Source organism: Mesorhizobium sp. LNHC221B00, assembly GCF_000502935.1.
Taxonomy (GTDB): domain Bacteria; phylum Pseudomonadota; class Alphaproteobacteria; order Rhizobiales; family Rhizobiaceae; genus Mesorhizobium; species Mesorhizobium opportunistum.
In genome coordinates this window covers 62,495-74,680 of record NZ_AYWR01000025.1, presented here as the reverse complement: position 1 = coordinate 74,680, position 12,186 = coordinate 62,495, and the positions used below count along the sequence as shown (strand labels likewise).

Genomic DNA, 12,186 nt, shown 5'->3' with positions numbered 1-12,186 from the left:
CGTCAGGCCTTGATCTTGACCGCGACTGCAAGGTCGTCGCTGCCCGTCGCCTCCGCAAGGTCGTCGAGGCCGATGTCGCGCATTTCGGCCAGGCTGCGCTGGTCGAGCACCTCGGCGATCGCCTGCCGCACCTCGAGCATCAGATGTCGGACTTGGCATGTCGCCTCGTTGCAGTCTTCACAGCGCTGATATTGTGTGCGGCTGGCGCATGGAATTGGCGCAAGCGGCCCATCGAGCACGCGCACGACGTGGCCGATCTTGATCTCGTCGGCCGGCCGGGCCAGGCGATAACCGCCATCCTTGCCCTTGCGGCTCTGGACGAAGCCGGCATTGCGCAGCTCGCCCAGGATGGCGTCGAGGAATTTCTTCGGGATGTTGTTGCCGGTCGCGATATCGCCGACGAAAACGAGCTGTCCGGCGGGCATCCGCGCCAGGTGGACCAGCGCCTTGAGGCCGTACTTGCCTTTTTTGGTGAGCATGAACCGAACGTTTCTCTGTCATGCGATGGCTTCGAGCCATCCGTTGCGAAACGCCTGGCGTGCCTCCCCGCCGCGTCCAAGCATCCATGACACATAATTTCTAGCGACATGATATACAAGCCAATTGTGATTGATCTTGCTGGGTTTTCAAGCCGTTGCGACCATTTTAGGCCCGGCTTGTGACGCCACGGACACAGAAACGCGGCTTGCGTGCCCCGACGCCCACGGCTGGGACCCGGCGCCGGCGATCGCCGCGATACGGTCGGTCTGGCCTCTCATCGTCGTCTCCGGCTCTCTATGTCGATAAGATTACTATACTTAACCTCAGGTACGTGGAACGGGTTGTCAAATCACAAGCCATTTGAAGCATGGATTTGCCTCCCGTTTGCCAAATTGGAATTCTCCCCTGCAATTGCAGGGATCAGCTATCTTCGGCTGGTCATCCGTGATCGTGCCCTCCCAGGTGCGAATCGTCAGAGGGGCGATGCCAGCGATGCGACAAGCCTGACGAGATCGACCTGGCGGCGAACATCGGTCTTCTCGAAAACATGCAGGAGATGTGTCTTGACTGTCGCGCTCGCCAGGCCGAGGGCCTTTGCGATCTCGCGCTGGGTGCGGCCGGCGACGATCAGTTCCACGATGCGAACCTCGGCGGGGGTCAGGCCGTAGAGGGCCGCGAACGCATCGAAGGGAAGACTTATCGGTCTGTCGACCGGAGCGACGAAGAGGGCCGCTATCGCTCGCCGGAACAGGCCCGGGCGGCTTTCGCGCCGCTTCAGCGGCAGGACATGAATGATGCGCGGCTCTCCCGACAGGCCACGTGTCGGAAAACCGGTGCCGCCGCGGCGCCCGAGCGCGGCCTCGTTGCCGGCGGCCTGGGCGACCGCGTCCTCTATCGCCGACGAGATCGCGGGCGAGGCGTCCGAGACGACAAGGCGGCCATTGCTGACCTTGATCGGATCCTTGCGGGCCAGCATGGCCTCGACGACCGGATTGGCGTGGACCAGTGTCATCAGTTCATCGACCAGCACGACGCCGACCGAGAGGCCGTCCAGCACCGACGACACGTTGGCGGCGGCTATCGATTGCTGTTCGAGCAGCTGGCCGATGGCGATGGCGCGCCGGAAATGCGGGGCCAGGAGACGCAAGGCGTCGAGTTCGGCGCTGCCGACGATGCCGGCCGTCTCATGCCGTCCGAAGGAAAGCGTGGAAACCATGCGCGCATTGCGCTCCAATCCGATCGCGACCGCGTCGACCACCCCTTGCGGCTGGGCCCATTCGAGAAAATAGCGGCTGGCGACAAGCGCGGCATCCGGCACGGCCTGCGACTGCGCGATCGGCTCCTCGAGCGGATATTGCTTTACCTTGGTGTCACCACCCCAGAGATCGACGAGGTCCTGGCCGTAAGCGGGAAGCTCGCCGAGCTTCACCGAATCGATGCCGGTCGCAACGCCGAGCGTAACCTCCCCGCCCGGAAGCGGATACACGCCGAGAACCGCGTAGCAGAAGTCCAGCTCGGTGCGGATGCTTTCAACCACCGATTGCCATCGCGCCGGATCGAGGACGCAATCGTAGATCCTGCCGATGAGTTCCGAAATGCGCTCCGCCGGATAGGAGCGGCCAGTCATGTCGCTGGTCATGCCGGCCCGCGCGGGTTGACGGTCACTGTCAAGCATCGCGTGCTGCTGCGCCGACATCGCTTCAACGGGATCAATCCCTCGTTCGAGTTTTGCGATTTTGCTGTCTGAAGTCGACGCGGAGGTGGGGGGCACACCGAAAGCCAACTGAAAGTCAGTAGAAAAAAATAGAAGTTGGGAGTCAAGCCTAATCCAAATGGTGGACGCCGGGATGCCTGTTTTGTGATTGAGTGCGCCGGCTTGAGGTTGAACTGAGTTCAAGGCACGTGACACGCATCGGGAGAATTGCATTTCTCCGCCGCCAGCAATGCGTCGGCACATCAGCCAGGTCTTGAACGCTACGGGACGGAACGGCGTCTATGCGCAGACACATTACATCTAGCTAATACTTGGAGAGAACTTCAAGACGACGTGCTTGTCAGCCCCGCCAACGGCCGTCTTACCCGAAGAACATCGAAGCAGCTCGCGAAAGCGGGGCGCCCGTTGCCGGCCTTGGCCGGCATCTGGCCAGGGTGTCGCCTGGCCGGGAATCCCGACGACATGCGGCCAAAGGAAGATCTGTCGGCATGTCCTGCACAGCGGAACTTTTCCTGAGTGCGATGCGTGGGGCCTTGCTGGGTTTCGCGGTCGCGGCTCCCATCGGTCCCACCGGCCTTTTATGCGTGCAGCGCACGATCGCGGGCGGCATCGCACCGGGTCTGGCGACCGGCTATGGGGCGGCGACGACACACTCGGTCTATGCCTCCATTGCCGCAGCCGGGCTTGGGGCGGTGGCGCATGTGCTGATCGGCTGGCACATGCTGCTGCAGCTCTGCGCGGGAATGTTCCTGCTCTACATGGCGGTGACGGCGGCGCGGCTGACGCCGTCGCTGGACGCTGGCCAGCAGCGGCGCATGCCATCGGGCCGGGCCTATGTGACAGGGCTGTTCTGGACGCTGGGCAACCCGATGACGCTGCTAGGCTTCTTCACGCTCACGCCCGGGATATTGGGAGCCGGCATCCCGTCCTGGGAAAGCCTGGCCATTGTCTCGGCCGGCGTGCTGCTCGGCTCGGCGGCCTGGTGGACGACGCTGACACTGGCCACCAACCATCTGCGCAAGCGGCTCAGCGCGCGCGGGCTGCGCACCGTCAATCTCGTCTTCAGCTCGGGCCTGTTCGTCTTCGCGCTGTCCCTGCTGGCAAGCGCGCTGCGGCTGGAGTTGCTCTAGCGGCGGCCGCATGCGCGTGCCGCTTCAAGGCTTCGCCGCCTTCTTCGGCTGCACGGTCATCGAGGGTGCATCCGGCGGCGGGGCGGCCTCGTTGGGTTTCTGTTGCCCGGCGACGGGTGTGTCGGGCGCTTGCGGCGCTCCGGACGTCAGGTTGACCGACACGCCGTAGATCTTCCACTGCCGGTTCGCCGGTTCGAACAAAAGCTCGAAATTGACCTGCATTGGCACCGACGGGAAAAAGCCGGCCATGTGCAGCATGCCGTTCGGCTCGATCTGCGGCAGCAAGGTCAGTTGCGGCTCGAGCACCGCGACGGCGCCGAAGTCGAGCCCCTGCTTGCGCTGGTTGGCGAAGATGTCGCCGAGTTGGGCGGCGCTGTTGGCCTGGAAATTCGGCGAGCCGAGATCGCGCAGCACCGTGTAGTTGCCGGTCTTGTTGGCCTGGTCGAGCGCCAGCAGCGTGCCCCGGATCAGGATCAGCACGCCGTTGCGGTCGATGTTGGCCGGGCGGGCGGCATGGACCTTGTCGCCCTTCTCCATCTTTTTGGCCTGCGCCACCGCAGCGCCCTGGGATGCCGCCAACAGGCCGAGCGACAGCAAGGCTGTCGCGGCCGCCCGCGCCATTCGCCTGACCGATGAAGATTTCGGGTGCTTCATGTGGCCTCTGAAGTTCATCCGAGATCGAGCCGCCGGCGGGGAGACAGGCGGCCGCGTCTGTGGGAACGCGGCCGCCAGCGGCTTTTTCAAGCCAGCCCCCTCGCACCTCGGATCATGCCGACCGCTTCAGTTCAGCGCCCATGACGCCCCGACGCTGACGCCGACATCGCCATGGTTGGTGGTGGCCGACAGAGCGGCGTTGAGGCGGAAGTCCTCGCTGGTGTTGTAGCCAAGGCCAAGCGCCAGGCCGGATTGACCCTTGAAGTGGCCGAAGCCGCCGGCGAGCGACAGTTTTTCAGGCCTGTCGTCGTAGCGCAGCCCCGCCGTCGCCAGCGCCAGCGCGATGCCGGCACGCGCTTCCGTGCGGTTTTCGCTGATCTGGTCACCGAGGCCCTGGAAGCCGGCCTCGAGCGCGCCGACGCGGCCGTCGAGATGAGTGATGTTGGTGGTGTTGGTGGATACCCGCGTGTCGAGGTCCGCGATCTCGGTCGTGTGCAGCGCAATCGCGGTGGTGTTGTTGGCGATGCGCGTTTCGTGATCGGCGAGTTCGCTCGTGTGGCTGCTCACAGTGCTGTTCAGCGTGCTGATATCGCTGCTGTTCTGGGCGACCTGTGCCGGCAGGTTCGCAAGCGTCGCCACATCGAACGTCGACGCCGCCAGATTGCCGGTGCTGTCCGTCGTCATCAGATAGGTAGGACCGGCCTGCGCGGCCTTGCTTGCCTGCGAAGCGACGCCGGTCAGCGTGTAGGTATTGAGGCCATTGCCAAGCATGACCTGGTTGTCGCGCGTCGTCGTTGCGCCCACGCCGATGGCGATGGAGTTGTCAAAATTGGCCGTCGCAGCGTCGCCGAGGGCAATTGCATTCGCGGCATTTGCCGTAGCCCCGTTGCCAACGGCCGTGGCGTTGCCGCCGTTCGCCTGGGCCGAGCTGCCAAGGGCGGTGGCGTTCACGGCATTCGCCTGGGACGCGGTGCCGAGGGCGGTGGCATTGGCCTGGTTCGCCCCGCCTGCGCCGGCCTCGGCCCCAGTGCCGATGGCCGTCGTGTTCGCATTGTTATAGTCGGTGGTCAGGCCGCCCGCGTTCGTGTCGAAAACAAGCCCGCCTGCGCCGGCGTTGACGCCGAGCGCCACGCTGTTGTCCCCGAAGGCACCCGCGCCATTGCCCATCGCAACCGAGAGAGTGCCATTGCTATTGGCGGATCTTCCACATGCGGTGCCGCCGGATGACGTCTGCGCGAAAGCCGCTCCACCATCCTGACCATTGAAATCCTGGCAAATGACTCCTGCCGCGCGCGCCGTGCCGGGCGCGAAGGCGACGAAGCCGGCAGCCACGACAGCCATGATGGCTGGGGCCCCGGGAGCGGGCACTTGGGAGGATGCCGCGCGCACGAAAGCCGCTGTTGCGGCAGACATCGATGCAATGTGTTGTCGCAGAGGACGCGTCGGCGTCACAGTTCTGATCCTTGTCCCGGCAATGGCGTCTTCCGGTATGCTCGCCCGTTCGCTCGTTTCCGCAATCACGCCCAAAGCCCTCGCCTCATTGCCAAATGATCAACCAAGTCTCGCCGGCTCGCGGTCCCGCGCGATGGCCAGGCCGGTGGAGAGGCTCCGGCCATGGCTGGGCTGAAATAAAGCAGTGCGCTACCGACCGTTCGTGCTGTCGTCCCCCGACAGCAGTCGCCTTGCAAAACACCGATGCCCTCGAATTCCGCGCTGGACCGCAGCACCCGACGGGCGCAAACGAACACAAAGAAAATGCCGCGTCTTCCACCATTCGGTGGATAGCGGCGACCAAGGCCCGATGGTACCGCCAAAGACTGGATCACCATCTCCCTTGTGAGATGACAGGGCTTGCCCGATCCGGATCATGCGTTCATTTTGCTGCCATGCAGCAAGGGATGGTGCGATGCACTCTGCTTTCTCGATGGCTCAGTTGTCCGAACTGATCGGGCTGATCTACGACGCCGCGATCGATCCCGCGCGCTGGCCCGTCGCGATCGAGGAGATGCGCATCGCGCTTGGCTTCGGGACCGCCGCCATCCGCCTGCAAGCGTTGCCGTCGGGCGAGGTGCTGCTCAACGTGACCAGCAACATCCCGCAGCCCTATGTCGACCAGATGGTTAGCTACGGGGCTGAAATCGTCGAGCTATGGGGTGGCATGGCGGTAGTAGGCTCGCTGCCGATGGATCGGCCGGCGGTGTTGAGCCAGCTCAATCCCAACCTCGACACCACGACGAACCGCTATTTTGTGGAGCTCGGCAAACCGCAAGGCATGATCGATTCCCTGGCACTGCCGCTCGCGCGGGATGGGCGTGGTCTCGGCTCGCTGTCCTTCAGTCGCCATGTCGATGCCCCTCCCATCAGCGATCTGCAGATCGAGGCCGCCCGCTTGTTGATCCCGCATCTCCAGCGCGCCGCGACGATCAACCGGCTGCTGGACATGGCGGCGATCGCCCGGTCGACCTTCGAGTCGGTGCTCGACACGCTGACGGCACCGGTCTTTCTCACCACCGCGGATCTGCATGTCGTGCATGCCAATCCGGCAGCGCATGCGATTGTCGCCGGGGGCGAGCTGCTGAACATCCGCAACGGGGTTTTGACCCCCAGCGTTTCCGCCGTGTCCAGCGCGCTGGCCGTCGCGGTATCCCAGGCAGCGCAGGACGAGAGCGCCATCGGCCGCAAGGGTTTGGGAGTTCCAATGCGCTGGCGCGACGGCTCGGCTGGAGCCTTGCATGTCCTGCCGCTGCGCCCGGGGCGCGGGGCGTTCGATGCCAGCGTCGTGGCGGCGGTGTTCGTCGCGCGGGCGGATACGCCCTTCGTCGCACCGACCGCGCTAGTCGCGGCATTGTTCGGCCTGACGCCGGCCGAGGCGCGCGTCTTCGAGCAGATCGCAGCCGGCCGCACGGTTGAGGAGACGTCGGATGCTCTCAACATCGGCCGCAGCACGGTCAGGACGCATCTGTTGCGGCTGTTCGAGAAGACCGGCGTGCGGCGGCAGGTCGAGCTGGTTCAACTCGCCGCGTCGCTCGCATCGCCCGTAGCCGCCAGCGTCTGACCGGCTATGAGCAGGCGACAATCTCCATCGGAAATTGGAGACTTGCCCAATACGGATCATGCGTTCAATTTTTCTGCAGTGCGGCAAGGGTGGTGGCAATGCGTTCTCCTCTCTCGATGGCTCGGTTGTCCGAACTGATAGGGCTGATCTACGACGCCGCGATCGATCCCCCGCGCTGGTCCGTCGCCATTGAAGAGATCCGCATCGCGCTCGATTTCGAGAACGCGGCCCTCAACCTGCAAGCGTTGCCGTCGGGCGAAGTGCTGCTCAACGTGACCAGCAACATGCCGCAGGACTACGTCGAACGGATCGCGGACTACGCCGTTGACATTACCGACCAGTGGGGTGGGCTGGCGGTGCTTTTGGCGCTGCCGATGGATCAGCCCGCGGTGATGAGCCGCGTCAATCCAGAGGCGAGTACGACCAACCGCTACTCGCTGGAGTGGGCCAAACCGCGGGGATTGGTCGATGTCATGGGGCTGGGGCTCGCTCGCGACGAGCGTGGTTTTGGGTCGCTGGGCCTTGGCCGTCACGAGAGCGTGGAGCCGATCGGTGACTATGAGATCGAGGCCGCCCGATTGTTGATCCCGCACCTGCAGCGCGCCGCGACGATCAACCGGCTGCTGGACATGGCGGCGATCGCCCGGTCGACCTTCGAGACGGTGCTCGACACGCTGACGGCACCGATCTTCCTCACCACCACCGATCTGCGTGTCGTGCATGCCAACCCGGCGGCGCATGCGCTCGTCGCCGGAGGCGACCTCCTCTACATCCGCAACGGCGTTCTCACCGCCAGCGTGTCGGCCGTGTCCAGCGCACTGGCAGTCGCGGTATCGCAGGCGGCGCAGGACGAAAGCGGCATCGGCCGCAAGGGGCTGGGAGTTCCGATACGCTGGAGGGACGGCTCGGCCGGAGCCCTGCACGTGCTGCCGCTGCGTCCGGGGCGTGGGGCGTTCGATGCCAGCGTTGTGGCGGCGGTGTTCGTGGCCCGGGCCGATACGCCCTTTGTCGCGCCAACCGCGCTGGTCGCCGCGCTGTTCGGCCTGACCCCGGCCGAGGCGCGCGTCTTCGAGCAGATCGCAGCCGGCCGCACGGTTGAGGAGACGTCCGATGCTCTCAACATCGGGCGCAGCACAGTCAGGACGCATCTGCTGCGGCTGTTCGAGAAGACCGGCGTGCGGCGACAGGCGGAGCTGGTTCAGCTCGCTGCGTCGCTCGCCGCGCCCATGGCTGGTGTGGCGTAGCCTATGAGCAGACCCGGGCCGTAGGAGGCATATGGCGCGGGCTGGTTTCCAGCCAGCAAAGAACTCAAGCGGCCGTTACGAGAATTCATTTCAACCGGGCAGTCCGATCCGTAAACCAACGTGCTCGATCACGCTGGCAAGCGTCGTCTTTTTGATCTCAAGCGAAATTTTCGTCTTCGCGCGCGCAGCCGGGATGAACAATTCTTCCTCGCTGTATCTGCTCAGGAACTCCGCCACGGCCGACAATTCGGCGCCCTTTATGCAGATATTTACGATGCTGTCAGCCGGCCGCTTCGTCGTTCGCTCGGATAATATCTGCAAGGGGCCGCAAGTGCAGTCACAATATCCTTCATCGTAGTGATAAATACAAATACAGTGCTGGTATTGGGGACAAATTGTATTGCATTCACAATCATCCTCAACTGTCATCGTATTCTCCAAACAATTTATGGGTCCCATCGGATCGGGGGACAGAGGTGGACCGCAGACCAACATGAAAAGGATTTCGCGTCGTCCACCGTTCGGTGGACAGCGGCGGCTCAAGTTCGATGATTTCGCTGCCCGAGGCAGTGTCGCGATGTGACGACGGGCGCGCCACAGCCTCCCTTTCCGCTTCGGCACCCCGCCACCGATAGCTTTTTTCCAACAAATCTGCCTTCGTTGGAAGGATTTAACTCTACAAGAACGATAGAATTAGCGGACTATCATGGGGCAATCCGGTTTTTTCGTCTTTCATGGAGCCCTTTGATGTCCACCATTTCGCGACGCATCCTTCTCCTGTCGTCGGCCGCCCTTGCCGGCGCCGCCTTCCTCAGCCCGGCCTTGGGCGAAGATTTGAAGATCACCATCGGCTACCAGACGGTGGTCGAGCCCTCCAAGGTGCCGCAGGCCGATGGCGCCTATGAAAAGGCCACCAAGGCCGCCATCGACTGGCGCAAGTTCGATTCCGGCGCCGACGTCATCGCCGCCGTCGCATCCGGCTCGGTCGACATCGGCTATGTCGGTTCGAGCCCGCTGGCGGCGGCGGCCAGCCGCGAACTGCCGATCCAGACCATCTTCGTCGTCGGCCTGATCGGGCAATCCGAAGCGCTGGTCGCCCGCAACGGCGCCGGCATCGAGAAGGTCGCCGACCTTGCCGGCAAGAAGGTCGCCGTGCCGTTCGTCTCGACGACGCATTACAGCCTGCTCGCCGCGCTGAAGCATGAGAATGTCGACCCGAAATCGGTCGAGATCCTCAATCTCAGGCCGCCCGAAATCGCCGCTGCTTTCGCACGCGGCGACATCGATGCCGCCTATGTCTGGGATCCGGCGCTTGGCCAGATCAAGACGTCGGGCAAGATCGTGGTGGACTCTTCGCAGGTCGCGGCCTGGGGCGCGCCGACCTTCGACGCCTGGATCGTGCGCACCGACTTCGCCGAGAAGAACCCGGAAGCGGCGCGCGACTTCGTCAAGGTGACCGGCGCTTCCTATGCCGAGTACCTCGCCAAGCCGGACACCTGGTCGGCGACGTCGCCGCAGGCCGAAAAGATCGCCAAGCTCACCGGCGCCAAGCTGGAAGAAGTGCCGGAGCTCCTGAAGGGCTATGTCTTCCCGACATTGGAAGAGCAGGCCTCCGACAAGTTCCTCGGCGGCGGCACCGTCAAGGCGATCGCGGCGGCGTCCGCCTTCCTCAAGGAGCAAGGCAAGGTCGACGCCGTACTGCCGGACTATTCGAAATACGTGACATCGAAATACGTCACCGAGGCGCAGGCCTCGAACTAGAGCAGTCCACCGTTTAACGGAAACGGTGAACTGCTCTAACTCTTTGTTTTAACGCAATTCCGGACGGAAAACCGCTTCACACTTTTCCTGGAATTGCTCTAGCGCTCAACCAGACACGCGCGCTTCTTCCCGACGCTGCGTGTTGCCTGTCCCGAAACCGCTGATGAAATGGAGTTCGGGGCAGGCGGATTTCCTTCAAATCGGCGAGGCACCATGCCGCATCTCGTGCTCGACCCCCATCTCGTACTGGACAAGATCTCGGTCCACTATGACGGCCAGCCGGCACCGGCCGTGGAGCGGGTGTCGATCGACGTCGCCAAAGGCGACTTCGTCGTCCTTGTCGGCCGTTCCGGCTGCGGCAAGACCTCGCTGCTGAATGTCGCGGCCGGCCTGGTCGCGCCGGCGCGCGGCACGGCTAAGATCGATGGCCGTCCGATCGCGGCGCCCGGTTCGGACCGGGCGGTGGTCTTCCAGAACGATGCGCTGTTCCCGTGGCTGACCGCGCGCGAGAATGTCGCCTTCGCCCTCAGGCTGCGTGGCGTGCAGCCGGCGGAGCGGGCACGGCGCGCCGATGAGCTTCTGGCGCTGGTGAAACTCGACGGCGCTGGCGACAAGCGCATCTGGGAGCTTTCCGGCGGCATGCGCCAGCGTGTCGGCCTGGCCCGGGCGCTCGCCGCCGAACCCGAATTCCTGCTGCTCGACGAGCCGCTCGGCGCGCTCGATGCGCTGACGCGCGAACGCNTCTGGACGGCAAGCGAGGTCGGCGTGCTGATGGTGACGCACGGCATCGAGGAGGCACTGGTGCTCGCCACCCGCATCGTCGTGCTGGCGCCCGGGCCGGGCCGCGTGGTGCGGACCTTCGAGCCCGGCTTCTCCAGGCGCTACGCGTCGGGCGAGGCCATCCGCGCCATCAAGGCCGATCCGGCCTTTGCCGCGGCGCGCGGCGAACTGACCGACGCCATCTTCGAAGGAGAGACGGCATGACCATTTCCTCCTACAGCCAGCGGCCCGGCTCCCGTATCGAGGAGGCCGACGGCCTGTCGGTGCCGTGGTCCAGGCCGAGCCCGAAGCGGAGAGGCGTCTCGGCCCGCATCGTCAGTGCGGTCACCATCCTGGCGGTGCTGGCTCTATGGGCGCTGTCGGCCCGGCTGCAGCTGGTGTCGCCGGTGTTCCTGCCCTCGCCGCTCGCCGTATGGAACAAGTTCCTCGTCGTCATCAGGGACGGCTTCGTCGACGCGACGCTCGCCCAGCATGCCGTCGCCAGCCTTGGCCGGGTGTTTGCCGCACTGGTCGCGGCCATCCTCGTCGGCGTGCCGGTTGGCCTCGCCATCGGCATCAGCACGGTCGGGCGCGGCATCTTCGATCCGTTGCTGGAATTCCTGCGGCCGATCCCGCCGCTCGCCTACTTGCCGCTGGTCATCATCTGGTTCGGCATCGGCGAGCCTTCGAAGATCCTGGTGATCGCCATCGCCATGCTGGCGCCGGTGGCGTTGTCGACCGCCTCGGGCGTTCGCAGCGTCTCGCAGGAGCGCATCAACGCGGCGCGTTCATTGGGTGCCACGCATGCGCAAGTCGTCCGCCACGTCATCCTGCCCAGCGCGTTGCCCTCGATCCTGACCGGCCTGCGCATCGCGCTCGGCGCCGGCTGGTCCACGCTGGTCGCGGCCGAACTGGTGGCGGCGACGCGCGGGCTTGGCTTCATGATCCAGTCGGCGGCCCAGTTCCTGGTCACCGACGTGGTGGTGATGGGCATATTGGTGATCGCCGCCATCGCCTTCGTGCTCGAATTCGCCATCCGCAGGATCGAGCGTGTGTTCGTCCCGTGGGCGGGACGCGAATGAAAAGCGAAAGGAGAACGACGATGACCCATTCCACCGCCGTGCTGTTCGCCCATTTCGGCAACTGGCTGCTGGGCCTAGCGTCCAACGTCGAGGAGGCCAGGCGCGACGCCCCCCGCTCGCCCGCACCCGTCCGGCTCCAGCCCGGGCGCGACCGCTTGCCGCCACGCGACGAAAGTTTCTACTGGGCCTGGCAGTATTGGTCGCAGTGAGGGGGAACACACCAACGCAGCGATGATGACGGGCGTCGCGTTCCGTCGCGCCCCCCTCTGCCCTGCCGGGCATCTCCCCCTCTAGTGGGGAGATTGGC

The 12,186-nt window shown here is 64.7% G+C and carries 12 protein-coding genes; 7 read left to right on the top strand and 5 right to left on the bottom strand.

Annotation, left to right across the window (positions count from 1 at the left end; genetic code table 11):
• Positions 1 to 2: 2 nt before the first annotated feature.
• Positions 3 to 479 carry an Rrf2 family transcriptional regulator gene (locus X741_RS141660; protein ID WP_023779984.1) on the bottom strand — a complete coding sequence of 159 codons (477 nt, stop codon included), beginning with the start codon at positions 477 to 479 and terminating at the stop codon, positions 3 to 5.
• A 473-nt stretch (positions 480 to 952) separates the two neighbouring features.
• On the bottom strand, positions 953 to 2,155 hold the full coding sequence (locus X741_RS141665; protein WP_084018879.1) for a helix-turn-helix transcriptional regulator: 1,203 nt from the start codon (positions 2,153 to 2,155) through the stop codon (positions 953 to 955).
• A 527-nt stretch (positions 2,156 to 2,682) separates the two neighbouring features.
• On the opposite strand from X741_RS141665, the gene X741_RS141670 reads away from it, so the two are divergent.
• The gene (locus tag X741_RS141670; protein WP_031250447.1) at positions 2,683 to 3,324 is read left to right on the top strand and encodes a LysE family transporter; all 642 of its coding nucleotides are present in this window, start codon (positions 2,683 to 2,685) and stop codon (positions 3,322 to 3,324) included.
• Between the two features lie 24 nt (positions 3,325 to 3,348).
• Here X741_RS141670 and X741_RS141675 read toward each other — a convergent pair whose 3' ends face one another.
• Positions 3,349 to 3,978 carry a hypothetical protein gene (locus X741_RS141675; RefSeq protein WP_031250446.1) on the bottom strand — a complete coding sequence of 210 codons (630 nt, stop codon included), beginning with the start codon at positions 3,976 to 3,978 and terminating at the stop codon, positions 3,349 to 3,351.
• Positions 3,979 to 4,104: 126 nt separating this feature from the next.
• Positions 4,105 to 5,319 (bottom strand): YadA-like family protein, encoded by a 1,215-nt coding sequence (locus tag X741_RS141680; RefSeq protein WP_023779980.1) that lies wholly within the window; start codon positions 5,317 to 5,319, stop codon positions 4,105 to 4,107.
• A 592-nt stretch (positions 5,320 to 5,911) separates the two neighbouring features.
• Here X741_RS141680 and X741_RS141685 point away from each other — a divergent pair.
• Together X741_RS141685 and X741_RS141690 are read left to right on the top strand one after the other, a co-directional pair.
• On the top strand, positions 5,912 to 7,033 hold the full coding sequence (locus X741_RS141685) for a helix-turn-helix transcriptional regulator (protein ID WP_198024005.1): 1,122 nt from the start codon (positions 5,912 to 5,914) through the stop codon (positions 7,031 to 7,033).
• A gap of 125 nt (positions 7,034 to 7,158) precedes the next feature.
• A complete protein-coding gene (locus tag X741_RS141690; RefSeq protein ID WP_023779978.1) occupies positions 7,159 to 8,277 on the top strand; it encodes a helix-turn-helix transcriptional regulator in 1,119 nt (372 codons plus the stop codon).
• Between the two features lie 90 nt (positions 8,278 to 8,367).
• On the opposite strand, the gene X741_RS141695 is transcribed toward X741_RS141690, so the two are convergent.
• The gene (locus X741_RS141695; protein WP_156937945.1) at positions 8,368 to 8,706 is read right to left on the bottom strand and encodes a hypothetical protein; all 339 of its coding nucleotides are present in this window, start codon (positions 8,704 to 8,706) and stop codon (positions 8,368 to 8,370) included.
• 318 nt (positions 8,707 to 9,024) lie between these two features.
• Here X741_RS141695 and tauA point away from each other — a divergent pair, with 318 nt between their 5' ends.
• From tauA to X741_RS141715, 4 genes are all read left to right on the top strand, one after another.
• The gene (gene tauA, locus X741_RS141700) at positions 9,025 to 10,038 is read left to right on the top strand and encodes a taurine ABC transporter substrate-binding protein (protein ID WP_023779976.1); all 1,014 of its coding nucleotides are present in this window, start codon (positions 9,025 to 9,027) and stop codon (positions 10,036 to 10,038) included.
• Between the two features lie 213 nt (positions 10,039 to 10,251).
• Positions 10,252 to 11,022 carry a taurine ABC transporter ATP-binding protein gene (locus X741_RS141705; RefSeq protein ID WP_023779975.1) on the top strand — a complete coding sequence of 257 codons (771 nt, stop codon included), beginning with the start codon at positions 10,252 to 10,254 and terminating at the stop codon, positions 11,020 to 11,022.
• Entirely contained in the window at positions 11,019 to 11,879 is an 861-nt protein-coding gene (locus X741_RS141710; protein WP_023779974.1) for an ABC transporter permease subunit, read from the top strand. The genes X741_RS141705 and X741_RS141710 overlap by 4 nt, the downstream gene beginning before the upstream one ends.
• 20 nt (positions 11,880 to 11,899) lie before the next feature.
• A complete protein-coding gene (locus tag X741_RS141715) occupies positions 11,900 to 12,088 on the top strand; it encodes a hypothetical protein (RefSeq protein ID WP_031250443.1) in 189 nt (62 codons plus the stop codon).
• Positions 12,089 to 12,186: the final 98 nt, after the last annotated feature.